Raw genomic sequence first — 25,672 nt, 5'->3', positions numbered from 1 at the left:
ATCAATGTGTTGACAAAATATTTAGGGGGGGGTATAATAATCCTAAACATTAGCAAATATAAGAATGATTAAAATATTTAGAAGATTTAATTTTGGATAAATGTTTACCGTTTATGTTTGGATTGCTAATAGTGGCAGAGATTCATAAAAAGTCTAAATTTTTGTCCAAGCTATAGAAATTGATCAACTTCAGTATCTAAGTACTTAAACTTGCATAACCAGACATAGTTTTGCTTAAAATTATATCTTAAAAAGTGTTTCTTATTTAAAGATATAATGAGTATTTAAGAAACTAGTGAGACTAAAGAAAGGAGATTTGAAAAATTGAAAAATGTTGAAGCTAAATATAGAGCAGCGATATTTATTGTTCTAGCATCCCTTACAGAAGCTGCTTTTGGAATTTATATTGGAAGAATTGTAGATGCAATAAACATTCAGAATAAAGACATATTTTTTCAAAGACTTCTGTTGACTTTTGGAATCATCATTGTTAATCTCTTATTTTCTATTTTAGCAAGATCAAGTGTATATCGAAATGCCTGTCAGAAAGCTGAAAAGCTTAAGAACAAATTGTACATAAAAGAATTAAACAGAGAAAGGCATGATTCTATAGACATAGCAAATTTTACAAGTAAAGTTGATTTGGTTTACACGGATGATTTTCTAAAACGTTGGCTTATTTTCGAAAATGTTTTTGTTTTCATTTTCTCAGCTATAGCGGTTATTTCAATTAACTGGATTATGTTTTTAGTATCAATTGCTGTGTCTGTAATTCCAATGTTTGTTCCGGGCTTATTAAGAAATTATGTACAAAAGGCATCAACCGAATATAGCAATGGTAGTACAGTATATATTGGTATGGTAAGTGATACTTTGCAAGGAAGGCTTGAGATAATTAAGTATCAGGTAATTGATCATTTCTTGAAAAAACATGAATTTGCTAATAACGAATTTGAATATAAACGCTATAAGAATCGCCTAGCAAATTTTAATGCTAGCACAATAACAAGCACCGTGGGTAATTCAACTCTTCTTGTTGTATTTTTAGTAGGAGGACTACTTGCTTTTAAGAATCTAATTACAGTGGGTGGGGTTATCGGAATCATACAACTTATGAATAATATTGTCCGACCTATTGTAAGTATTGCAGGATATAAAAATGAGATTAATGCTTGTGCTCCAGTATTAACAGAATTAAATAAAAACTTAGAGGTAGAACAAATAGATGGTGAAGTTTTATTGGGAGAAAAAGAGACTAAAGAAGCATTAACTGTCAAAAATATGTCATATTCTTATTCTGATTCTGAAGGCAGGATTGTTGATGAATTTTCATTTAATTTCTTAAAAGGCAAAAAATATCTAATAAAAGGCGATAGTGGATCAGGAAAAACAACTTTGGCGAAACTATTGTCTGGTGAACTAAAACCAGATAGTGGTGAAATCCTAGTCTACAACAAGTCAATTGATTCAATGAATCGAGAACAAATCTCACGGATGATTAGCTATGTTGATCAGAAGTCATATGTTTTTAAGGATACAATATTTAACAATATCGATCTTTATCGAAACTTTACCTTAGATCAGGTTCTTAAGTCGATGGAACACTTATCTATTAATGATATTGACTATCGAAAGATAATTGATGATTCAAATGGTCTATCAGGAGGCCAGAAATCACGAATTTGTCTAGCAAGAGCTATAATGAAATTACCAGATATTTTAATTGTAGATGAACCTACTGCGGCTCTAGATGATAAAAGTACTACTGCAATTATGAAATATTTGTGCTCATTACCTATAACAGTACTTATAATTAGCCATCATGTAAATGATGAAGTTATTTCGTTATTTGATGATGTAGTAAACATAGGAAGTAGGAAGGAGGAATTAATATCATGACTAGTTCAATATATCCAATTATATCACCAAAAGCATCTTTATCGTTACTTAGAGAAGATGCCTATCTAATAACTAATATCGAAACATTTAAGACAAAAATACTGAATAAATATCAAGGTATGATTATCTCGGAGTGTACTGGGAAGAACTCTATCGAGGAGATATCATACCAATTAGTACAAAATGAAAGTCTAAAGATTACAGAAGAATCTGTAAGGAAGTTTGTATTTAAAATGATTAAGCTTGGTTTCTTACATTGGAGTCCTGTGAAAGTTAAATTAGAAATTTCTACACCAAATAAACAGCTCAATCAGCAAAAAGACTATTTTAATCCTGACAAATTACATACAGTAACTATATCTGTAACAGAAACTTGTTGTATGAAATGTGCTCATTGTTCTCAGAGTGCTCCATTTGGTAAGGGTAATGAATTCCAATATGATCATTTAGTAAAGATAGTTACAGAGGCTTACGAATTGGGGGCAAGGTATTTAGGTATTTTTGGAGGGGAACCTTTACTATATCCATACCTAGAAGATATAGTGTCTTATGCATATAGAATCGGATATATGAATGTTATAATATTCACTAAAGGCACATTAATTAATTTTGAAAAAGCAAAAAAAATGAGAAGTATAGGTGTAACAGAAATACAGGTGTCTTGCGATTCGCATATACCAGAACAGTATGACAAAATCGTAGGACAAAATGGAGCATTTGAAGATTTTTATAAAGCTATTTACTATCTTATGAGTGTTGGTATTAAAGTAAAATTAAAAGTTGTAGTTACTAAAACAAATATTAATTTTATGCCTGAATTAATAGATTACTTTACTAATTTAAATATTGATTGTATAAATCTAGAAGTAGTGGTTCCCGTAGGAAGAGCTGATTTTGAACTTATACCGGCAACTAATGAAATTCATGAACTAGATGATCACATAAAAAGACTTAAGGAAAGTAATGAGGATAAATATAGGCACTTATCTTTCAAATATATGGAATATGGAAAACCTAAAAGTTGTTCAGGAGGTATTGGATCTATTATGATCTTTGCTGATGGTACAGTAGCACCTTGTGATAAATGGTATAGCTACAGAAAAAGTTTCAATTTTGGGAATGTGTATAAATCTACATTAAAAGATATATGGTATAATGGAAATTATTATACATTTCGTAATCTAATTGATAATCCTGTATGCAATGAGTGTAATGATTTGTTTTACTGCAGAGGGGGTTGTCAGCTCAACACAATAATTTTCGGAAGAGAATTAGGTGAGCCTGATCTAGCATGTAGTAAAATATCAGGCAAGCATTCAGGAATTTTATTTAAAGATTAAAAATGGAGAGATAGAATATGTATGATAATAGGAACAATTGCGTTTATTTCGAAAATATAATTTCTCGTAAAGTACTAAGTGTGGATTTCTTTAATAAGCGTATATCAATAGCGGCAAAGAATCCAGATATGCTAGATAGTGATAATGTAATAAATGGAAAACCTGAAACGGATGTTAAAGAATATCTAGATAGTATAAGAGCAAATCATAAAAATGCTGTTTTTGGCATAGTAACGACGTTTGACTGTAACTTGTCATGCAAGTATTGTTATGAAAAAAGTTTTCGAAGTGAAAGGTGTACATTAAACAAACAGTTAAGTAAAGACATTTGCAATTATATCATTAAATATCTAAAATATTACAAATCAGAGGTAGTAAAAGTTATTTTTACTGGTGGTGAGCCTACACTGAATATGGATGCAATAATGGAGATTGCTAATTTTCTTAGACTAAATCTTAACAAAATGGATATAGAATTTTCTTTTAGTATAGTAACTAATGGGACTATTGATATTTCCAAATATTTTCAAGATCTTAAGGAGTTAGGATTGGATTTAATTCAAATATCACTTGATGGTTCCAAAAAGATGCATAATTCAAGGCGAGTTTCAAACTTTGATGCTCATGAAAGAACTATAAAACTTATCAATAAATGTGCTGATTCTGGAATAAGAACTTTGATTCGCACGAATATTGATAAAGAGAATATTAAAGATTTTGATAATATGTTGCTAGAAATAAAAGAGTTGGCTCAAAAGGATGTTGTTTTAAGTTTGTATCAAACGGAGAAAACATTGTGTGAAAGAACATCTGAACATAATAATGTATTTGAACTTGATATTATTATTAAAGCATTTAGTTTAGCGACTAAACATGGATTCAAGGTAAACAAACATAATCCTTTTTTTGGGGGATGCATGAGCTTAGTGCCTATTGGGCAGTTTATTGATCCTTTTGGTAATATCTATAAATGCGGAGGAATGCTAGGACATAAAAATGAAATACTCGGTTCAATATACGATTTTGATTTAGTTCTAAGTGCTACAAATGAATATATTGATAGAAAATTAGATGATGAGTGTATGGAATGTAAGCTTTTCCCAATATGTACAGGAGGCTGTATATATAATAGGTACTTTACTAAACATTGCGACGATATATTTAAGAAACGCATGTATGAAAAAGCTAAGCTAGAACTGTTACTTTATTTACTAGAAAAAAATATATTAAGATTTCCAGATAATAGCTCAAATGGGTAGATATATTGAATCTAATTACTACTATTTAGCTAAAGTATATCAGGATAGAAATAATATTTTAAAAAATAGAGTTTCTATTTGGGGAAATAAGGTTTTAGATATTGAAGAAAATATGTATATTCTTAAAACAAATAATGAATTGAGAACTGAAATAGAGAATAAAATTCATGAGGTTTATAAAAGTGAAAAGATGAGTTTTCTTTTAGATTACATGGATTTACATAAGTCTATGATTAACAGATTAAACATTGATTTTATATACCAAATCGGTGTTGATTATTCAGATAGAAGATTTGTTGATTATGACTTGATACTTTTTGAAAATAAAAAAATACTCACTGTTACAATCAAATATTACTACAATAATAAACCTTTGCTAACAATAGGGTATTCAAGTTCTTTTGATCAATTCGCGATAGAAGATATAATAGACTTAATTGATTCAAATTTATCAAGAGTATATGATTATTCAAAAGCACCAATTTTAAATACACCATTAAGCACTGATTATATCGTATTTTCACCATTTACAGCAGCAATCGTTAATCACGAGGTATTTGGGCATTTTTTTGAATATGACAATTACTATGCTGGTCTAAAACATAGAAAAACACCAAGTTTTCCGGAATTTATTTCTGTGTTTGATTCACCGGAAGAGCAGTTAGGTGGATATTGTAAGTTTGATGATGTTGGCAACGTCTTAAAAAATGAGATTATTATTGATAATGGTGTTTTAAATAATTTAATCACAGACAATAAGAATGTAGGAATTAAAAGATGCCGTGCTGGTAGTGAGTTACTATTACCCAGAGTAACAAACACTATACTATTGCCATCAAATCGAATATATTTTGATTACTCTTTAAAGAAAGCATTGTTTATTGAAGGTATATCACAAGCTATTTTTAAAAATGATGTGATTATAGCAATTATTGATTCAGGATATGTTTATTCTAGAGGTAATATCTGTAAGCTACCACCATTTAAAATAAAGCTGGATATTATCGACTTTATTCAAGGTATAGTAGCTTGCTTTGGAGAAAATGCTAGGTACTCGACCATTGACTGTATTAAGAAAAAACAACGATGTGGAGGAGTTGGAGTTTCATCATCGGGAATGATAATTCAACTAGAATCTTCATATCATTTAATGTAATTTTGTATTATATCTTGGTTTTAATGTGTTTAACATGTTAAACATAAAATTATAAGAAAGGAGGCATATTAGTATGACTAACTTAGAATTAGTAGAAGAAGTTGATATGCTAGAGATTGACGACATTGAAACTGATGATAACTTTTTATGTTGCATCATAGCTGGTGGAGATACAACAGGTTAAAATTAGATTACTTGTAACTTTATGCATCTCGATCATTTGAAATCATTCATTTTACAAACTTATAGGGCCTATTTTAGGCCTTATAAGTTTTTTTGTTTAATAGGAAAGTCCTACTTTTCTATTAAACAAAAAGGAGCTCAAGAATTTTGTGCATGCAAATAAAGCCTAATGAAGATTAGACTATTTTTTGTATTCGTAATGAGTCCCATGAATACCTGTATAAGATTTTGGATTCATGATACCATCACAAACTTGACAAAATTGTTGCGGTGTAACAGAAGGATCTAAACCTCCAAATATATTATCTTCTTCTAATTCTTGAACAATAAATCTAGGAACCCATAGTGAATAGTTGTATTTGGTACAGATAAATTCTACTAAATCATTTTTCTCTGTGAAAACTTCAAGTATATTCATAATCAACATCCTTTGCTTAGTTAAGCACTATTATATATGTGAGAGTTATGATTATCAATATATAGGTTTTGCCCAGGCCTGAAAATACCAATCAATCCATGGTATGACCACATGAACACCATAAAGGGTCAATACCAAAAGATAGAAGAAGACGAGAACGCCAATTAGAATATTTTTTCTAAAGTTTCTTTTGGCTATATTTTCTAAAAGATAAAGTTTGGAAGAGTATTTGTACTTTTTAGCATAAAGACCATAATAGCGAATCATTTTAAGTTGGTCATCAGGAATATGAATGATTAAGGGTTTGATAAATTTAAAAGCATGGACTTTTTCAGTAACACGTTTATTGCCCTCATGGCAGTCGTAGTAGAAAGTGACAAACTGCCCATCATAATCAATAATTCTTGATTGTGCCATGGCAGGTGTTCCATTATATCTAATGATACATTTAACAGTATCAAGAGAATTAGAATCCATATTTGGCTTAGCATAGACATAGAAGCCATCAGGATAAGCTTTAAATAATTTAGTTTTAAGAGGATAGAAAAGAAGCCCCTAATCGTTTTGTAAAAATGAAAGTATGGCAGCCTGCCAGCGTTTACGTAGCATATTAAAAGGAATATGTTTAACTTTACGCCATGGTATTTTAGCTCCAGAAGTACCTTCAGATAATAACATATGAATATGAGGGGTCCATTTGAGATCTCTACCAAAAGTATGGAGGGTAAAAACAAAACTTGGTTCAAAGTTCTCTAATTTATTCATTTTGTGAAAATACTTAAAAATTGTCTCATTGGATGCACTAAAGAGCAAATGAAGTAAAGAATGGTCTTTACGGAAGAAGATTCTAAGTTCCTTGGGGATAGTAAAGACAACATGTCTATGAGTGCATGGAATTAATTTAGAAGATATAGAAGCAGCTCTATCTTGAGTATATTTAGCACCACAAGAACTACAGAATTGGCTCTTACAGGTAAAAGGAATGTGTTTAAATTTGCTGTAGTGTTCGCAAAAATAAAGTGCATGCCCCATAGAAGGATTACTACAGTTAATTATTTTTCCAACATTTTTATGTACAGCAGAACGAATGGGATAGCCCTTAGCAACAAAGGTATCCCAATGATCTGCAAAGATATCTTTAATTTTAAATGATTTATTACTCATAGTATTATCGATATTATTGATATCAAAGAATATGCTAAGTATCAGTATGAGTAGTAAATACATTTTTTATTAGAAGTCTAGTACGATCAAAAACTAACGCGTTGTAGATCCTTTTTTTATTTTTTTGTAACTTTTTCTTCTTTTTTCCGTATATCTAGTGGAGGGTGATAAAATGGAAATAAAAATACAAAATCTTAGTAAAAAATATAAAAATGTAAAGGCTTTAAATAATATTAATTTAGCTTTTAATACTCCAGCAATGATTGGACTGGTAGGGCCAAATGGAGCTGGAAAAAGTACTCTTATGAAAATTTTAGTAGGACAACTTAAAGCTACAGAGGGAGAAGTTTTAATAGACGGAGTTTCTCTCAATAAAAGAGAAAAATATTTAAAAGAAAGGCTAGGATATTTACCTCAAGATTTTGGGCTATATGAGGAGTTGAGAGTGGAAGAATACTTAGACTATATGGCTTCCCTAAAAAGAATAAAGGAAAATAAGAAAGATGAAATAAAAAGAGTTCTGGTAATGACTAATCTTGAAGAAAAGAGAAAACTTAAAATAAAGACTCTTTCAGGAGGACAAAAACAAAGAGTTGGAATTGCCCAGGCAATGTTAAACAATCCTGAATTGATTATAGTTGATGAACCAACTGTAGGACTTGACCCTGAAGAAAGAATTAAATTTAGGAATCTTTTCTCTGAAGACTCCGTTGATAAAATAGTTATATTATCTACTCATATTATTGAAGATGTAGAATCCATATGTAATCTAATCATTGTTATAAACAAAGGTAAGATACTATTTGTTGGAGAGCCCAGTGAGTTAGTTAGAAAAGCCATAGATCATGTAGGTGTTGTAGAGATTATAGGTGCTGATAAAGAGAAATTTTTAGAAAGAGAGGTAAAAGGAGAATTTAAGATTACATCTACAGTTATAACTCCCACAGGTACTAAATATAGAGTAGTATCTAAATCTTTACCTTTATCTTTTGAAAAAGTAGTTCCCTCCTTAGAAGATGCCTACATATATTGTATGTTGGAGGAGGAATAATATGGATTTACTTAAGAATGAAATTAAATTGATGTTTAAATCAAAGTTGATAATGCTTTTGATATTGGTATCCTGTGTTGCTGTAACTATTGGAATAAATTCCTTAAATATGTCCAATGACTTTGATTTGTTTTATATAAGAAGGTCTTCTTCAACCATTGCCTTTGGTGCTGTAAAATTTGGAGCCTCAATATCTGCATTATTATTTGGATTGTTTACAGTATTGACATTAGATAAAGATAAGAGAAAAAGAAGTAAAGAAATTATAGGATCTAATATAGATTACCATAAATTAATGATAATTCGTATTTTGGCCATAGTTTTTTATGAAGTTATAGCAACTATAATTGGAATGATGGTTGTTATTACCATACAAAAATTTGTATTTAGTATTCCAGTTAATATTTTTTATTATCTATTTAACTATTGGATTATATTTTTTCCATCACTTTTATTTTCTACCTTAATAGTAAGTGGGCTATATCTTTTAATAGATAGTTTAGATATAAGCTTTATAACTTTAGGGGTATTATTTGTTAAGAGCCTAACTTCGAATAACTATTTATTTACATGGGTACAAACTAATTTAGATATTATTTCAGATTTTGCAGGAATACAGCCTGTAGGTAAAACCATTATTTATAATAGATTACTGTGGATATTTATCTCCGTTTTAATATTTGGAGTAGGATTGCTATTTAAAAGAAGATATGAATTCCATTTAAAAGAGTCATTTTTCATCAATGTAAAAAGTAGGGCATTAATAATATTAGTTGTAATTGCTGTATTTGGAAGTGGATTTACCTATATAAAAGAGCCTTATACAATGGAATTAATAAGAAATATGGAAAATAATATTGATGAAAATATATCTCTAACTGGTCTTAGACCAGAAATTGTGTTTGATAATGAAAAGGGAGAAATGTATGGAAGGGTTTTATATGATTTCATAAATAAAGGTTCTGATTCAATTATATTCAGTACTAATGAGGGACTAAATATAAATTCTATAAAAGTTAATGGAGAAGAAATAGAATATAATCGAACTAAAGGCGAAGTTGAGGTATTTATACCAAATATGAAAGAAATAGAAATCATAATTTCCTATGGTGGAAAAGTAAAAACTGATAAAAATGGTGTAGGAAGAGGTATGCCAGGATATATTTCTAAAGATAGTATTTATTTACTAGAGAATTCTAATTGGATTTTCAGACCTTTAGTTAAAGAAGGAGATTCCATAAATATCAGTGGATATTATTCTGCACCTGAATATTTAACGGTGGTGGTTCCAGGAAGGCTTATAGGTACAGAGATAGAAGGTCAATTGAAGAAATGGATATTTGAATATAATTCTCATACTGCAGACATTGGAGCATTTGCAGGAAGGTACGGGAAGCACGAAATCAGCTTTGAAAATATGAATATTGAATTTTACTATTCCCCTAGGCATAAGGAATATGTCCAGAATATGAAAATAGAAGAATATATAAAAGATATGATGAAGTATTATATTGAAAATATAGGAGATTATTATTCAGATATATATCCATTAAAGATTGCAGAGGTTGCCTTATATAAGAGAGGAGGACATTCATCAGAAAATGTTATAACTATTTCTGAAAATATGTTAAATCGTGACAAGAATATGTATTCACTAATAGAAGATGAAAATACTCAGTATAGGGGTATGGATATAGATGTTTTTATGAGTGATCTAAGTCTTATAGCACATGAAATTGCACATCAATGGTGGGGCACAGGTGTTAAGGTAGTAGAAGATAGTCCTTGGTCAAGTGAGGGACTTGCACAATATTTTTCCTATAAGTATATACAAAGTGAATTTGGAGATATGGAATCAAGTTTATTCTTGAGCAGATGGGAAAGTCGTGTACGAGAACTGAATAATTACTATTATCTAAATAACAGTGAAATGCTAGATAAGATAAATGAAAAATATAGAAAATCCTTAGAGATGGAAAAACTTCAGAGTGAATTATATTATTTAATGCCTATTAAATTACTAAAGGGAGAAGAAGTATTAGGGGAAAAAGAATTTTTAAAAGGAATAGAAAAGGTATATAAAAATTATTTATATAAGGATTTAACCTATGAGGAGTTTCTTAAAGAAATGAATCTTTCTGAGGAGGCGATTGAATTTGAATAATATTAATCTATTAAAATACGAAATTAAAAGAATGATTATATCAAAAAAATATTTATATATGATCCTTATATTGATAGCATTTACTTATGATTCACTGACAAGATTAGTAATAGGCGGGTACTATGGGACAGCTCCATTTTCTGAATGGACCTATACATTTTTCATTCAGTTAATTTCATCTTTAGTGATGAGCATAATGATATTTATGATGACAAATATTTTTAATGAGAAGGAACTAAGGGCTAGAAAGATATTATTCTCAGCGCCAATACCTCAGAGTAAATATTATATGTTGAAAATTGCTGGATTAGTGGTTACTTTTATATTGACAGCACTAGTTCCAATTATTATGAGCTTTATATATTACAAAGTATTATTTGATTATAGTCAATTCATCATCTTTGGGAAATACATTATATGGTTTCTTATTCCTACTTTTATATTTTTATTAGGAGTTGGCATGGTTTTAGGCAAAACAAGCTCAAATCTATTATATGGTCTGATTCCAATGGCATTTTTATTAGGAATCATGAATACAAGTAGTATTTTGCCATTATGGTTAGATATATTTGGACAACATTTCTTTGAAATGTCAACCTTTGCAGAACTCTTTGGGAGAACAAGCCAGAATATATCATTTGATTTAGCCAGTGATTTTATTTATTCTAGACTTGTATTCATATTTTTAGGGATTATACTTTTAGTGTATACATGTTTTAAAAGAGAAAAGGAATAAAATAATGATTGGCTATATAAAGAAGATGGAGGTGAGAGAGTGGAAGAACAGTTGCAGTTATTAAAAAATGGTGATGAAAGTGCCTTTGAAGAATTTGTACTTAAACATAGAAAAGAAGCTGTAAATTTCGCATTAAGTATACTTAAAGATTATCATGCAGCAGAGGATGTTGTTCAAGATAGTTTTGCTATATTTTATGTATATAGGGAAAGATTAAAAGATTACAGTACGTTGAAATCCTATCTGTTTTCTATTATACACAATAAATCTGTAGACTATATTAGAGATAATGATAAAAATGTTTATACTGATTATCAGATTGCTTCCACTATTTCTCCCGAAGAAATTATAGTAAATAGAGAAAAAGAACATAAATTTATAGATAGTTTTAATAAATTAGATGAAAGTCAGAAGAGCATACTTTATTTATATGCATTTCAGCAGATGTCTTATAATGAAATCTCAGAAGTATTAGGCATAAGCTTAGCTAAGGTGAAAATAAATATTTTTAGGGCAAGAAAAAAATTAAAGGCTTTATATGCTGAAAAATAAAGTTGATGGAGGTAAATTTTATGAGACCTGAAGAGAACAATAGAGATTATTTAAATGAAGTGTGGAGAAGAGTAAGGGCACAGGAATATGATAAATATCAGTTAGAAAAGATAAAAGAAAATAAGAGATTTCTTAGAAGAATGGAAATAAAGCTATCACTATGGATATTTGGAGGTTTATCTTTTATAAGTTTAATATTATATTTTATATTAGGGGTCAGTATGGAGTGGTTAATTATATGTATATCAGCATTTTTAATAGGTGCGGAAACCTATGATTATTTGAGTTTTAATGAAGCTAAAAGGAGGATTTATTATGAGAATTCAAATTAAAGAGTTAGAAAAATACTATGGAGTAAATAAAATATTAGATAGAATAAATCTTACCTTTGATGAGGGAATCCACGGACTTTTAGGACCTAATGGAGCAGGGAAGACAACTTTGATTAGAATTTTATCAACGTTATTATCTAAGACATCAGGAGAAATTTATTATGATAATATAAAGGTGGATAATAAAGAAGAAATAAGAAAAATAATAGGGTATCTTCCACAAGAGTTTTCCTTTTATCCAAATTTTACAGTATATGAAACCTTAGATTATTTTGCTTCCCTTTCTAATATAAAGCTAAATAAAAAGGAAATATTAGATAGACTAGAAATTGTACATCTTCAAGATATATATAAGGCTAAGACAAAGACTCTTTCAGGAGGAATGAAGAGAAGGTTAGGAATAGCTGTAGCAATGGTAGGGAATCCGGAAGTATTAATTGTAGATGAGCCTACAGCAGGTCTTGATCCAGAAGAAAGAATAAGGGTTAGAAATATGCTTTCTGACTTTGGAAAGACAAAAACTGTATTGTTATCAACTCATATTGCCCAAGATATTCAATTAAGCTGTAAAAGTCTTTCGATTCTAAATAAAGGAAATCTGATTTATAGTGGGACAGTAAAAGAGATAATAAAAGAAGCAGAAGGATATGTGTGGAATCTAAATGTAAACTCTGGAGATTCTGAACAGTACATGGACAAGTACAACATTATTTCATCTATAATGGATGAGGATAAGATTTCTTTAAGGATATTGTCAAAGGATAAACCATCTCTTAATGCTAATAATGTTTCTCCAACTTTAGAAGATGCGTATATGAAGCTTATAAAGGAGGTATAGGAAAAATGCTTAAAGAGATCTTTTTAAAGCAAATAAAGGAACAAATTAAAAGTCTAAGTATATGGATTCTAATAGTAGCCATATTTCTATTTTATTATACTCAATTCATAGGAGATATAAAAAGAGACGGCATAAAGCCTATGCCTCCTAGATTTGAATATAGTACAACTGATAGTTTAGCTGTGAAAGGAGTTACATTAGAAGATCATATTGAATATGCTTATAATACTATGAAGGCTGATTATAACTCAGGTGATACTCTAAGAATTAAGGGAATAAATATGTTCTATGAAAAGATAAATGAAGAACAGAGAAAGTTTTTAGAAGAAGCAATAATAGAAATGGAGGACATAGACTTTCAAACTATTGATGAATATTATGGATTTATAGATAAGGTAGATAGAGCCTTAGGTGGCAACACCGTATATAGCAATGAAAATAATTTTTCATCTGTTATTGGTAGTAAATATTATGAAGAAGATATAGAAACTTATAATGCTATACTTAAAGAAGATAAGGTAACAAATGCCTATGGAAGACTCTTTGCAGATTATATAGGAATTGCAATAAGCTTCTTTGCTGTATTTGTAACGGCATTTAGCCTTACTAAAGATAAGAGATATAATTGTAATGAGCTTATATACACTACTAGGGTTTCTTCTTATAAATATGTATTAGGAAAATATTTGGGAGATATGGCTATAATAAGTTTAATATTGTTTTTAGTGACAGGTCATGCCACTTGGATATTTCATGGTTTTTCAAAATTAACAGGAGATCCTATTTCCTATGGAGGGTTCTTTAAATATTCTATAGTGTGGATTATCCCAACTATTATGTTTGTAACTTCTCTAAGTTATGTAATTCAGCTTATATTTGACAATGGAATAGTATCTATTATAGTTCAATTTTTTTACTGGATCTATAGCATGAAAAATTTGATTTCACAAGGGATTCAGCCTACAAAATATTTCATAAGATTTAATAAAATTATTCCTCACTCAGAATTTCAACCCTTTATGAAGGGAATATATTTAAATAGAATACTATTTACTATATTTTCTTTAATATTATTATTTTTAGCTATAAAGCTATGGGATAGAAAGCGAGGGGAGATGAGTAGTGGATATAAGACTAGAAAGAAGGATATTTTATAACAATATAAAGATAATTTCGTTTAATACCATGGTTTTAGCCTTAGCATATGTAGGAGCTATTTATCTGATGATTAATAAAAACGATTTATCAGGATATAGTTTAATATTCATGGGAGAACAGCTTATATCTCCCATTGGAATAGTGATGTTTGTTAGGACTACATTGATTGAAGATGAATATGGAATATCAGAAATGATTTATTCAAAGGTATATCCTTACTGGAAAAATATTTTATATAGAATTATTATTATTTCCACACAATTATTTTTTGTATATAGTATTTTCTTTATTCCATTGAAAATTATTGGAATGGATTTTCATATAGCGAATATTTTATTTGGATCTTATGCAACGGCATTGTACTTAGGAATAATTGCCATGATATTAGGATATATGTCCAAGGAAATATCTATTGGTATTTTAGCTCCTTTTCTCTATTATTTCTTCGAAATGTTTTCAAAGGGAAAGTTGACCAAAGGCTTATATTTATTTGGAATGGGTGTGGGAAATTATATAAGTAAGATAAAGCTATTTTCTATTGCTATAACTGCTATAATAGTGTTTCTTTTTATAATCAATAGGGATCATAGAAAATTAAGCAGGTATTAATCAAAAATATATAAATACTATGGATAACAAGATTGATAATAATCCCAATCAAGTAATATTAAATTTATATAGAAAATTTTTTTGAATATGGTAAACTATTATAGTGACGATATTTCATAAAATATGGAGGGGTTTAGTTGGATCTTAAATCTAAAATAAGAGTAATAGAAGATTTTCCAGAGAAAGGTATTAGCTTTAAAGATATAACAACATTGACAAAGGACGGAGAAGCTTTTAGGGAAACCGTTAATAGAATTGTAGAGGATTTAAAAGGAAAAAATATTGACTACATAGCTGGACCAGAGGCAAGAGGATTCTTACTTGGAGCAGCAGTTGCTTATGCATTAGGGGTTGGATTTATTCCAGTTAGAAAACCGGGAAAGTTACCTGGAGAAACAGCTAGCTATGAATATGAGTTAGAATATGGAAATAGTAAGCTTGAAATTCACCTTGATGCCATAGAAAAGGGAAAAAAGGTTGCCATAGTAGATGATTTACTAGCCACAGGAGGTACGGTGTCATCTGTAGTAAAACTAATAGAGTCCTTAGGAGCAGAAGTAGTTGCCTTAGAGTTTTTAATTGAATTAGAATTTTTAAAAGGAAGAGAAAATATAGAAGGGTATCATATAAATTCATTGGTAAAATATGACAGATAAATAATTGTTAAGTTTTTTTAATAAATGTTTAAAAGATATAAAATTGGTAAAGAAAGACTGGAAAATATGACAATTGTTAAACAATGATTTTAAATTATAGAAAGATAGATATTTTAATATAAGTAAATATGAAAAAACTATGAAATGGTTCAGAACTATAAGACTGTTTCATAGTTTTTTTGTAGAAAAATTACATATTATTAAATAGTATTTAAAAAATTAAGTTAATTTAAATGAATATAAAATGAAAATATTCCTCATTTATGCTTAAAAAAATCCCAATAATTATAGAAATTATAAAATTATTAACAATGCTTGAAAAACAATTAACAGTCTTTACAAGTTTACAAATGTGTACAATGCTAGGGTTTAATGTTATAATATAAAGGTGAGTCGTGGAATTAATATATAATTAATTAAGAAAAATACTATATAGAGAGGTGGAATAGAATGAAACTTGAGAATCTCACTTTTAAGGGTGGGGTACATGTACCACATAGTAAAGAGTTAACAGAGAAAAAAGCTCTAGAGTATGGGAAAGAACCTAGTATGGTATATATACCACTGCATCAGCATACAGGTGCACCTTGTGAACCTTTAGTTAAGGTAGGGGATACTGTTAAGGTAGGACAAAAAATTGGCCAATCTCAAGCCTTTGTATCAGCCCCAATTCATTCCAGTATAGCTGGAACCGTGAAAGAGATAACAAAAATAACTACACCAACAGGAATTAATTCAACTTGTATAGTTATAGAATCAGATGGAAGTAATGAAATATCTGAAGAAGTTAAACCTAAGGGAAGTTTAGAAACACTTTCTTCTAAAGAGATAATTGAAATAATTAAAGAAGCAGGAATAACGGGTATGGGAGGAGCAGGGTTTCCTACTCATGTAAAATTATCACCTCCACCAGATAAAAAAATTGATACTGTTATTTTAAATGGTGCAGAATGTGAGCCTTTTTTAACTTCTGATCATAGATTGATGTTAGAAATGCCAGATAAGGTTGTTTTTGGTTTAAAGGCAATAATGAAGGCATTAAATGTAAAAAATGGTTTTATTGGTGTTGAAACTAATAAAATGGATGCTGTAAGTGCTTTAGAATCTATAATTAAACCTGAAGATAATATAAAAATTGTAACTCTGCAAACTAAATATCCTCAAGGAGATGAAAAAAGACTTATTAATGCTGTTACAGGAAGAGTAGTTCCTTCAGGTGGTTTACCTATGGATGTTAACTGTGTAGTCAACAACGTAAGCACTGCTAAAGCCATAGCAGAAGCAATATTGGAAGGAAAACCTCTATATGAAAGAGTTGTTACTATTACGGGAAATGGAGTAAAGGAGCCAAAAAACCTTATAGTTAAAATAGGAACACTTTTTGGGGAAGTAATAGAACAATGTGGTGGTTTTAATGAAACTCCAGGAAAAGTAATAATGGGAGGGCCTATGATGGGCTTAAGTCAATTCTCTATAGATGTACCAGTGATTAAGGGTTCAGGTGGAATCTTGGTTCTTACAGAGAAAGAAACCTTAGCTGAAAAAGTATCACCATGTATAAAATGCGGTAAATGTCTAGAAGTGTGTCCAGTGAAATTACAACCTTTATTTATATCAGCTTACGCTCTAAAGAAAGACTTTGAAGGCTCAGAGAAGTATGGGGCATTAGATTGTGTTGAGTGTGGAGCATGTTCTTTTATATGTCCAGCAAAAAGACCATTAGTAGAATCAATTAGATTTTCAAAAAGAGAAATTCTTGCTAAAAGGAAAAAATCATAAAGATAGGAGGAAATTTGATGGAAGGTAAAGTGTTAAACACTATAAACTCAAATTCAGTACCTGATATGTTAGTAGTATCTTCTTCGCCCCATATTAGATCCAATGAATCTGTTAAAAGAATAATGTTAGATGTAATCATAGCTTTAATACCAGCATCAATAGGGGCCGTATATTTTTTCGGGCTTAATGCTTTAAAATTAATTTTATTATCAATAGCATCAGCTTTATTTTTTGAAGCAGCAATACAAAAGCTATTTAGGAAGGAAATTACAATTAATGATTGTAGTGCCATAGTTACAGGTATTTTAATAGCGTTTAATTTACCAGCTAATGCACCGTGGTGGATTCCGGTATTTGGTTCTGGATTTGCTATTATTATAGTTAAACAATGTTTTGGTGGGATCGGTTCTAATTTTATGAATCCTGCATTGGCAGCTAGAGCAGTATTACTTGCCTCATGGCCAAATATAATGTCCAATTTTGTATTACCAGGAGTAGATGCGATAACAGGTTCTACCCCACTTGCTATTATGAAGTATGGTGGAGCAGATGCAGGGGCTTCTGCTACTGTTGCTCAAGCAGTACAAGAACTACCATCTGTAATGGATATGTTTATTGGAAATATAGGTGGAGCAATTGGTGAAACATCAGCACTATTATTATTAATTGGTGGGCTTTATTTAATAATTAGAAAAGTTATAAACTGGAAGATTCCAGTTGTTTATATAGGTACTACAGCTATTTTATTATTGATTTTAGGAGTTGAGATGGACCAACTTATATATCATATTTTAGGTGGTGGATTGATTTTAGGAGCATTTTTTATGGCTACAGATTATTCAACAACACCTGTTACACCTCTTGGTCAGATAATATTTGCTTTAGGTGCTGGAATTCTAACTGCTCTTATTAGAGTTAAGGGAGGATTTCCAGAAGGAGTTTCATATTCTATTTTATTAATGAATGTAGCCAGTCCATTAATAGAGAAGTTCACTGCACCAAAAATATTTGGGAGGGCGAAATAGATGAAGGAAACTATAAAATTAGGATTAATTTTATTTATTATTACTGCAGTATCAGCAGGAGTTTTAGCTATTTCTAATAATTTAACTAAAGATAAAATTGCAGAAATAGCAATGGCTGGTAGTATAGAGGCACTGAAAGAAGTGTTTGGAGAAGAAAATGATTTCAAAGCTTTAGATGAAGGAAGACTTGATGAAATAAAAAAAGCGAACGAATCTACTGAAGAAATATTTGAGGTATATAGTGGTGAATCTTTAAGTGGATATGCCATAAAGATAAGTTCTAAAGGTTTTGGAAAAACAAATTTAATTACCTTAACTGGTTTTTCACTAGATGGAAATATAATAGGTATGAGATTAGTAGAACATTCTGAAACAGAAGGTATAGGTTCAAAAGCTACATTGCCAGATTTTACAGATAGATTCCAAGGTAAAAATGCTTCTGAGGAAATAACTGTGGACACTATTTCAGGTGCTACAATAACCTCTAAAGGTGTAATGTCTGGTGTAAATGAAGCTAGAAAAGTATTTAATGAACAGCTTTCAAACTAATGTAAGTGAGGTGGAAAAATTGAAATTATCTAAGATATTTAAAAATGGTATAATAAACGATAACCCTATATTTGTACAATTAATAGGTATGTGTTCAACATTAGCTGTAACAACGAATGTTACAAATAGTTTAGCTATGGGTCTTGCAGTAATTGCAGTATTAGTAGGCTCAAACTTTGTAATATCTTTACTTAGACATGTAATTCCAGATAAAATTCGTATTCCAGCATTTGTTGTTGTAATAGCCACTTTTGTTACTATTATAGAAATGTTTATGAAGGCATACGCACAACCTATTTATCAAGCTCTAGGCATATTTCTACCCCTAATAGTAGTAAATTGTATAATACTTGCACGTGCGGAGGCTTTTGCTTTTAAAAATGGAATAATTCCTTCAATAGCAGATGGTCTTGCTGTTGGATTTGGATATACTATTGCTCTAGTTATTTTAGGAAGTATAAGAGAAATCTTTGGTGCAGGAACTTTTTTAGGAAAAACACTATTTGGAGCAAACTTCCAACCAGCAGGAATATTTGTAGCACCTGCAGGAGCTTTTATTGTTCTTGGACTATTAATAGGGGTATTTAACTTTGTTAGAAATAAAAAAGCTTCCAGTGAAGTTTAATAAGGAGGGAAAACAATGAGTATTGCAGCAATCTTAATTAGTACAATTTTTGTAAATAACTATGTATTAGCTCAATTCTTAGGTATTTGTCCATTTCTAGGAGTATCAAATAAAATGGAAACTGCAGCAGGAATGGGAATTGCTGTAACATTTGTAGTTACATTATCATCTATAATTACTTATTTTATACAAAAATATATACTAGTAACTATGGGTCTACAGTATTTACAAACAATTGTTTTTATATTGGTCATAGCAGCATTAGTTCAATTTGTTGAAATAGTTCTAAAAAAAATATCTCCTACATTATATAACGCATTAGGAGTTTACTTACCACTTATTACTACAAACTGTGTAGTACTAGGAGTTGCAATTTTAAATATAAAAGAAGGATATGATTTACTTCAAACTACTTTTAATGGTATCGGGGCTTCAGTTGGATTTACTTTAGCTTTAATCCTCATATCAGGTATTAGAGAAAAACTTGAATTAGCAGATATTCCAGAGGCTTTAAAGGGTTTTCCTATAGCCTTAATAGCTGCTGGATTAATGTCCATAGCCTTTTTAGGTTTTAATGGACTTGTTTAGGAGGGAAAAATATGACAGATATATTAAATCCAATGTTAGTATTAGGCGGAATGGGATTAGTTTCTGCGGTCCTTCTAGCCATAGCATCTAATGTATTTGCAGTAGAAATTGATCCAAAAGTAGAAGAAATAAGAACAGTACTTCCAGGGGCTAACTGTGGTGCTTGTGGGTTTCCAGGATGTGATGGTTTAGCAAATGCCATTGCTGAAGGAAAAGCATCTGTTAATGCCTGTAACGTTGGAGGTAAACCAGTGGCTGAACAAATAGCAGATATTATGGGAGTCAATGCTGCTAATGTGGATAGAAAAGTAGCTACAGTTCTTTGTCAAGGTAGTTGTAATAAAGCAAAAGAAAAGTTTAAATATGAAGGTATAAAGGATTGTAGGGCAGCCAATATACTGCAAGGTGGAAGTAAGGCTTGTTCTTTTGGATGTTTAGGATGTGGAACTTGTAAAGATGTTTGTCAATTTGGAGCTATAGAAATGATTGATGGAATAGCATTTATAAATAAGGACAAATGTACTGCTTGTATGAAATGTATTGAAGTATGTCCTAAGGCTATTATTGAATTAGTTCCATACGATAATGAATTTATTGTAAAATGTAAGAGTAAAGATTCAGGTAAGGAAGTAAGGCAAAAATGTAGTATTGGATGTATAGGTTGTCAAATGTGTGTTAAAAATTGTCCAGAAGAAGCCTTTAGTTTTGAAAATAACTTGGCAAAAATTAACTATGAAAAATGTATAAATTGCGGAATATGTGCTGAAAAATGTCCGACAAAAGCTATATATGGTAATAAAGTTGAAGATTTAGCAGACTAATAAAGAGCCTTAAAGGCTCTTTATTTTATTAAATTGTAACTTGTAAATAAAAAATATAAATGGTAAACTAGTAATGTGTGTAATAAGCTTAGAGATTAGATAAAGGATGATTACATGACAAAAGGAGATAAAGTTTTAATAATTGTTATTATACTAATAAGTGTAACTTCTTTAGGTTTAATAAAAAGCAAAGCTTCAGGATATAAAGAAAAGTATATTAGCATTCAAATAAATGGTGAAGAATATAAAAAAATAATTTTCGACAAAAAAATAATAGGAAAAACTATACCTATTGAATCTGAATTTGGTTTTAATTTATTAGAAATAGGAGATGAACAAGTTAGAGTAATTGAAGCTTCTTGTCCTGATAAATTAGACGTACATCAAGGATATATATCGAAACCTGGAGAGTTAATTGTGTGTTTACCTAATAAACTAGTAATAGAAATAAAAGGTTCCCAAGAAAACAATGAAGTTGATCATATAAGTTATTAAGGATGTTATAGAATATGAAGAAATTGAATAAAATGATATTTTTATCTCTATTGGTATCAGTAGGGCTTGGATTATCAGTATTAGAATCAGCAATGCCATTACCAGTTACTATACCAGGTGCCAAACTAGGACTTTCAAATGTGGTTATTTTAGTTACATTAGTTATCTTTGGATTCAAGGAATCCTTTATAGTAGGTGTATTGAAAAGTATAGTACTTATGTTTGTAACAGGTAGTCCATCAAGTCTTATATATAGTCTATCAGGTGCTATTTTAGCCTCTATTACTATGTATATTGTATATAAATATTTTTCTAAAGTTTTTAGCCTTATAGGAGTAAGCATATTTGGAGCAGTGGCTCACAACATTGGTCAAGTCAGTATGGCTTCACTGATGATGTATAATTCAAGAATATATTCTTATTTGCCTATTCTCTTATTGATGAGTTTATTTACAGGATACTTTGTAGGTCTTGCATCAATGTTCATAACTAAAAATTTAGAAAAAAGCTTAAAATCATATTTTGTGTAATTGGGGAGATAATATGGAAAAAATAATATTAGCATCGTCTTCTCCTAGAAGAAAAGAAATCTTAAATAGATTTAATTTAAATCCATTAATTGTTGAAGCCAAAATTGAAGAAAAAAAGTCATATAACGAATCACCAGAACAAGTTGCAATGGCTTTAGCATTTGAAAAAGCACTATGGGTAAGTAACAAATTTGATAATGAAGAAGTTGTTATAGGAGCTGATACCATAGTAGTTTTAGGAAATAGGATTTTAGGTAAACCAAAGGATGAAGAGGATGCCTTTAGAATATTATCTTTATTAAATAATAAAGAACATAGTGTAATTACTGGTATTTCAATTATAAGAGCAAATACCAATATAAAAATAATAGACTATGAGTCTACTTTAGTTAGATTTAGACATTTATCAGAAGAACAAATAAAAAGATATATAAACACTAAAGAGCCTATGGATAAGGCAGGAGCTTATGGAATTCAAGGTTATGGTGAGGTTTTAGTTGAAAAGATAGATGGATGTTATTCTAATGTAGTAGGCTTACCTTTAGGAAGGCTTGACTACTTATTAAATAAATTTTTTAATATAAAAATATTATAGATAAGTAGGTGTTTGCATGAGTAATAATTTTATTCTTGAGAAAAATTATACCATTAAGGAACTTCCCATGACTGAAAGACCTAGAGAAAAACTTTATAGTCATGGACCTAGTGCATTGTCCAATGAGGAACTATTGGCAATTATAATTAGAACAGGTAATAAAGAAGACTCAGCAATAGATTTAGCTAGAAAGATTTTGAGTAAGGATAATAGAGGGTTGGCGTATCTTCGAGATACTACATTACAAGAATTGATGGAAATTAAAGGTATAGGCAGGTGTAAAGCTGCACAAATACTTTCAGCAATAGAAATAGGAAAAAGATTAAATTATAAAGAAGCATTATATAAAGTAAAAATAAATGAGCCTAGTACCATAGCCAATTTATATATGGACGAAATGAGATATTTACAAAAAGAACATTTTAGGATTGCCTTATTGGATACAAAAAATCAAATAATAGTAACTGAAGAAATTTCAGTAGGAACTTTAAATGCTTCCATAGTTCATCCAAGAGATGTGTTTAAGGCAGCAATAAAGAGAAACTCCAATTCTATGATTTTGGTGCATAATCACCCTAGTGGTGATCCTAAACCAAGTAATGAAGACATTAATATAACTAACCGTTTAGTAGAGGCTGGTAATTTAATAGGAATAAAAGTGTTAGATCATATAATAATTGGTGATAATAGATATATAAGTTTTAAGGAAAAGAATCTAATATAAGTTTGGATTAAGGAAGGAGTAAATAGCATGGGATTATTTAGTGGATTTGTAAAGGATATGGGTGTAGATTTAGGAACAGCAAATACATTAGTTTATATAAAAGGCAGAGGAATAGTAGCTAGAGAACCTTCAGTTGTAGCAATACAGACAAATACTAAACAAGTATTGGCTGTAGGTGAAGAGGCTAAAAAGATGATAGGAAGAACACCAGGAAATATAGTGGCTATTCGACCATTAAAAGATGGAGTAATTGCTGATTTTGATGTTACAAAAAGTATGTTAAAATATTTTATAAGAAAGGCATCTAAAAAAAGAAGTCTATTTCAGCCTAGAGTGGTAATATGTGTACCTAGTGGTGTTACAGAAGTAGAGAAAAGAGCAGTTGAAGAAGCGGCTATACATGCTGGAGCTAGAGATGCTTATTTAATTGAAGAACCGATGGCAGCAGCCATAGGTGCTGGATTACCTGTTCAAGAGCCAACGGGTTCTATGATAGTTGATATTGGTGGTGGTACTACAGAGGTTGCTATTATTTCATTAGGTGGTATAGTTACATCTAAATCCATTAGAGTAGGTGGAGATGAGTTAGATGAATCCATAGTCAGTTTTATAAAAAGAGAGTATAGTTTAATGATTGGAGAACGTACCGCAGAAGAAGTTAAGATAACCATAGGTTCAGCAGATTCAAATTCTGAATTATCTACAATGGATATAAGAGGTAGAGATATGATTTCTGGATTACCTAAGACAATAAGTGTAAGTTCAGATGAAATATATAATGCTTTGAAAGAACCAGTTCATAATATTTTAGATGCAATAAAATCTACTTTGGAAAAGACTCCACCAGAGTTGGCTTCAGATGTAATGGAGTTAGGTATAATGTTAACAGGTGGGGGAGCACTTTTAGAAGGCTTAGACAGATTGATTATGGAAGAGACAGGTATGCCAGTACATATTGCTGAAGAACCATTGGATTGTGTTGCAATAGGTACAGGAAAAGCATTAGACAGTATAGAAGTTCTTAAAAAAACCCTTTCAAATAATAAAAGAATAGGTTAGTGGTGATATTATGTCCTTTTTCAATAGGAATAAAGAGAGAATGATGGTAACGGCAGTTGCTATCATTCTAATTGTTATAATAGGAGTTACCAGTACTGAAAGAATGGCTTTAAGTAAAGTAGAAAAAATAATAGGTAATATTCTTACACCTATAGGGAAAGTATCAAACTCTATAGGTAAAGGTGTTTCTGATTTTTTTGAAGGTGTTAAAAATATTGGAAAATTAAAAGAAGAAAATGAGTCTTTAAAAAAACAAATATCTAAATTAGAAGAAGAAAATCGAAATTACTTAAATATTATAGGAAAAACTGATTATCTTAAAAATGAAGCCAAGGTTTTAGAGAAGACAAGTTTTAATTTAATTTCCGCTCAAATAATAGGCAAGGAACCTGGAAGTTGGTTTGATAGATTTACCATAGACAAAGGAATAAAAGATGGGATAAAAAAAGGTAGTACTGTAGTTCAAGGTGTAGAGGTTGAACAAAATATCATAGTTGAAGGTGTTGTAGGACGTGTAGTTGATGTTGGAGACAACTGGTCGAAAATAGTTTCTATTATAGATGAAGTCAATAGTATATCTTTTGTGAATCTGAGAACTCAAGATGGTGGAGTTATATCGGGCAGTATTGATGGACAAATCTCTGGATTTCTCTATGATAATAAATCGGATGTAATAAAAGGAGATAAACTATTTACATCAGGTCTTGGTGGAGTTTTTGCTAAGGATATATATATTGGTGAAGTAGATGAAGTAATAGATGCAGAGGAAGAACTAATGAAAAAGATAACAGTTAAACCTGCTGTAAACTTTAAAAAATTATATAAAGTTTTTGTAATAGATTAAAATTGAGGGATGAATATGATTGTACTAACATTATCTTTAATAACTTTGTTAAACCTTTTTTTACAAAGCTCAATACTTCCATATCTAAGCATATTTGGGGTTGTACCTAATACAGCCCTTCTTATAATTATTTCCATAGGTTTATATAAGGGAAGAATTTATGGAGGAATAATGGGGCTGATAATTGGTATAATACAGGATATTCTATTCAGTCCTGTTTTAGGTATAAACTCATTTATCTATTTTTTTATAGGTTATGTAGTGGGACTGACTCAAAATAAATTATCTAAGGATAATATTCTTATACCTATATTGTTTTCCATTTTAGGTACAGTATTTTATAATTTTGCATATTATGTATTTATGTTTTTCTTATCTCATGATATTCCATTTTTATATTTCCTGAAAGATGTATTAACTATAGAGATAATATATAATATTGTTTTATGTATTCCTATATATAAGATTTTTTCAAAGATTTTCGTTGTACCAAAGATAAGATTTGGTAGTAGATAGAGGTGAA

Annotated in this window: 27 protein-coding genes and 1 pseudogene; 26 read left to right on the top strand and 2 right to left on the bottom strand. The window is 30.0% G+C overall.

Annotation, left to right across the window (positions count from 1 at the left end; all coding sequences use genetic code 11):
- Positions 1 to 324: 324 nt before the first annotated feature.
- Genes KQI41_RS12530 through KQI41_RS12515 form a run of 4 tightly spaced genes read left to right on the top strand, consistent with a single transcriptional unit; the run spans position 325 to position 5,654 of the window.
- Positions 325 to 1,899, top strand: a complete 1,575-nt coding sequence (locus KQI41_RS12530) for an ATP-binding cassette domain-containing protein (protein ID WP_216585437.1) — start codon at positions 325 to 327, stop codon at positions 1,897 to 1,899.
- Positions 1,896 to 3,239 (top strand): radical SAM/SPASM domain-containing protein, encoded by a 1,344-nt coding sequence (locus tag KQI41_RS12525; protein WP_216585436.1) that lies wholly within the window; start codon positions 1,896 to 1,898, stop codon positions 3,237 to 3,239. The genes KQI41_RS12530 and KQI41_RS12525 overlap by 4 nt, the downstream gene beginning before the upstream one ends.
- 17 nt (positions 3,240 to 3,256) lie before the next feature.
- Positions 3,257 to 4,498 (top strand): radical SAM/SPASM domain-containing protein, encoded by a 1,242-nt coding sequence (locus KQI41_RS12520; protein WP_216585435.1) that lies wholly within the window; start codon positions 3,257 to 3,259, stop codon positions 4,496 to 4,498.
- Positions 4,491 to 5,654 (top strand): metallopeptidase TldD-related protein, encoded by a 1,164-nt coding sequence (locus KQI41_RS12515; protein ID WP_216585434.1) that lies wholly within the window; start codon positions 4,491 to 4,493, stop codon positions 5,652 to 5,654. Before KQI41_RS12520 ends, KQI41_RS12515 begins: the two co-directional genes overlap by 8 nt.
- 364 nt (positions 5,655 to 6,018) lie before the next feature.
- On the opposite strand, the gene KQI41_RS12510 is transcribed toward KQI41_RS12515, so the two are convergent.
- Both KQI41_RS12510 and KQI41_RS18950 read right to left on the bottom strand, forming a co-directional pair.
- On the bottom strand, positions 6,019 to 6,255 hold the full coding sequence (locus KQI41_RS12510; protein ID WP_216585433.1) for a hypothetical protein: 237 nt from the start codon (positions 6,253 to 6,255) through the stop codon (positions 6,019 to 6,021).
- A 20-nt stretch (positions 6,256 to 6,275) separates the two neighbouring features.
- Positions 6,276 to 7,419: pseudogene (locus KQI41_RS18950) on the bottom strand (IS91 family transposase).
- A 172-nt stretch (positions 7,420 to 7,591) separates the two neighbouring features.
- Between KQI41_RS18950 and KQI41_RS12495 the strand changes: the two are divergent.
- The 22 genes from KQI41_RS12495 (at position 7,592) to mreD (ending at position 25,665) form a co-directional block, all read left to right on the top strand.
- Positions 7,592 to 8,470, top strand: a complete 879-nt coding sequence (locus KQI41_RS12495; RefSeq protein WP_216585431.1) for an ABC transporter ATP-binding protein — start codon at positions 7,592 to 7,594, stop codon at positions 8,468 to 8,470.
- 1 nt (position 8,471) lies between these two features.
- Positions 8,472 to 10,634: a M1 family aminopeptidase gene (locus tag KQI41_RS12490; protein WP_216585430.1), complete on the top strand. Its 2,163-nt coding sequence runs from the start codon at positions 8,472 to 8,474 to the stop codon at positions 10,632 to 10,634.
- On the top strand, positions 10,627 to 11,370 hold the full coding sequence (locus KQI41_RS12485) for a hypothetical protein (protein ID WP_216585429.1): 744 nt from the start codon (positions 10,627 to 10,629) through the stop codon (positions 11,368 to 11,370). Before KQI41_RS12490 ends, KQI41_RS12485 begins: the two co-directional genes overlap by 8 nt.
- A 39-nt stretch (positions 11,371 to 11,409) precedes the next feature.
- Positions 11,410 to 11,922, top strand: coding sequence for an RNA polymerase sigma factor (locus tag KQI41_RS12480; RefSeq protein WP_216585428.1), 513 nt, complete (start codon positions 11,410 to 11,412; stop codon positions 11,920 to 11,922).
- 20 nt (positions 11,923 to 11,942) lie between these two features.
- Entirely contained in the window at positions 11,943 to 12,254 is a 312-nt protein-coding gene (locus tag KQI41_RS12475; protein WP_216585427.1) for a hypothetical protein, read from the top strand.
- Positions 12,238 to 13,092 (top strand): ABC transporter ATP-binding protein, encoded by an 855-nt coding sequence (locus KQI41_RS12470; protein ID WP_216585426.1) that lies wholly within the window; start codon positions 12,238 to 12,240, stop codon positions 13,090 to 13,092. Before KQI41_RS12475 ends, KQI41_RS12470 begins: the two co-directional genes overlap by 17 nt.
- Positions 13,093 to 13,097: 5 nt before the next feature.
- Complete coding sequence (locus KQI41_RS12465; RefSeq protein WP_216585425.1) at positions 13,098 to 14,249, top strand: ABC transporter permease; 1,152 nt, start codon at positions 13,098 to 13,100, stop codon at positions 14,247 to 14,249.
- Entirely contained in the window at positions 14,215 to 14,859 is a 645-nt protein-coding gene (locus KQI41_RS12460) for a hypothetical protein (protein ID WP_216585424.1), read from the top strand. Before KQI41_RS12465 ends, KQI41_RS12460 begins: the two co-directional genes overlap by 35 nt.
- 137 nt (positions 14,860 to 14,996) lie before the next feature.
- Complete coding sequence (locus tag KQI41_RS12455; RefSeq protein WP_216585423.1) at positions 14,997 to 15,515, top strand: adenine phosphoribosyltransferase; 519 nt, start codon at positions 14,997 to 14,999, stop codon at positions 15,513 to 15,515.
- A gap of 450 nt (positions 15,516 to 15,965) precedes the next feature.
- Positions 15,966 to 17,294, top strand: a complete 1,329-nt coding sequence (rsxC, locus tag KQI41_RS12450; RefSeq protein ID WP_216585422.1) for an electron transport complex subunit RsxC — start codon at positions 15,966 to 15,968, stop codon at positions 17,292 to 17,294.
- A gap of 17 nt (positions 17,295 to 17,311) precedes the next feature.
- Positions 17,312 to 18,319, top strand: coding sequence for an RnfABCDGE type electron transport complex subunit D (locus tag KQI41_RS12445; protein WP_216585421.1), 1,008 nt, complete (start codon positions 17,312 to 17,314; stop codon positions 18,317 to 18,319).
- Positions 18,320 to 18,868, top strand: a complete 549-nt coding sequence (locus tag KQI41_RS12440; protein WP_216585420.1) for an RnfABCDGE type electron transport complex subunit G — start codon at positions 18,320 to 18,322, stop codon at positions 18,866 to 18,868.
- Between the two features lie 19 nt (positions 18,869 to 18,887).
- Entirely contained in the window at positions 18,888 to 19,493 is a 606-nt protein-coding gene (rsxE, locus tag KQI41_RS12435) for an electron transport complex subunit RsxE (protein ID WP_195838001.1), read from the top strand.
- A 15-nt stretch (positions 19,494 to 19,508) separates the two neighbouring features.
- Positions 19,509 to 20,081: an electron transport complex subunit RsxA gene (gene rsxA / locus KQI41_RS12430; protein ID WP_154441161.1), complete on the top strand. Its 573-nt coding sequence runs from the start codon at positions 19,509 to 19,511 to the stop codon at positions 20,079 to 20,081.
- 11 nt (positions 20,082 to 20,092) lie between these two features.
- Positions 20,093 to 20,902: an RnfABCDGE type electron transport complex subunit B gene (locus KQI41_RS12425; RefSeq protein WP_216585419.1), complete on the top strand. Its 810-nt coding sequence runs from the start codon at positions 20,093 to 20,095 to the stop codon at positions 20,900 to 20,902.
- 114 nt (positions 20,903 to 21,016) lie between these two features.
- Complete coding sequence (locus KQI41_RS12420) at positions 21,017 to 21,397, top strand: NusG domain II-containing protein (protein ID WP_154442081.1); 381 nt, start codon at positions 21,017 to 21,019, stop codon at positions 21,395 to 21,397.
- 14 nt (positions 21,398 to 21,411) lie between these two features.
- Positions 21,412 to 21,927 (top strand): Gx transporter family protein, encoded by a 516-nt coding sequence (locus KQI41_RS12415; RefSeq protein WP_154442083.1) that lies wholly within the window; start codon positions 21,412 to 21,414, stop codon positions 21,925 to 21,927.
- A gap of 13 nt (positions 21,928 to 21,940) precedes the next feature.
- Positions 21,941 to 22,522 carry a Maf family protein gene (locus KQI41_RS12410; protein ID WP_216585418.1) on the top strand — a complete coding sequence of 194 codons (582 nt, stop codon included), beginning with the start codon at positions 21,941 to 21,943 and terminating at the stop codon, positions 22,520 to 22,522.
- A gap of 16 nt (positions 22,523 to 22,538) precedes the next feature.
- Positions 22,539 to 23,246: a RadC family protein gene (radC, locus tag KQI41_RS12405; protein ID WP_154442087.1), complete on the top strand. Its 708-nt coding sequence runs from the start codon at positions 22,539 to 22,541 to the stop codon at positions 23,244 to 23,246.
- 27 nt (positions 23,247 to 23,273) lie between these two features.
- Complete coding sequence (locus KQI41_RS12400; protein ID WP_154442089.1) at positions 23,274 to 24,305, top strand: rod shape-determining protein; 1,032 nt, start codon at positions 23,274 to 23,276, stop codon at positions 24,303 to 24,305.
- 10 nt (positions 24,306 to 24,315) lie between these two features.
- Complete coding sequence (gene mreC / locus KQI41_RS12395; protein ID WP_216585417.1) at positions 24,316 to 25,149, top strand: rod shape-determining protein MreC; 834 nt, start codon at positions 24,316 to 24,318, stop codon at positions 25,147 to 25,149.
- Between the two features lie 15 nt (positions 25,150 to 25,164).
- Entirely contained in the window at positions 25,165 to 25,665 is a 501-nt protein-coding gene (mreD, locus tag KQI41_RS12390; protein ID WP_216585416.1) for a rod shape-determining protein MreD, read from the top strand.
- Positions 25,666 to 25,672: the final 7 nt, after the last annotated feature.

This window comes from Tissierella pigra, from assembly GCF_018917845.1.
Taxonomy (GTDB): Bacteria; Bacillota; Clostridia; order Tissierellales; family Tissierellaceae; genus Tissierella; species Tissierella pigra.
Note: the sequence above shows the minus strand (reverse complement) of the source record. Positions and strands in the feature narration are given on the sequence as shown.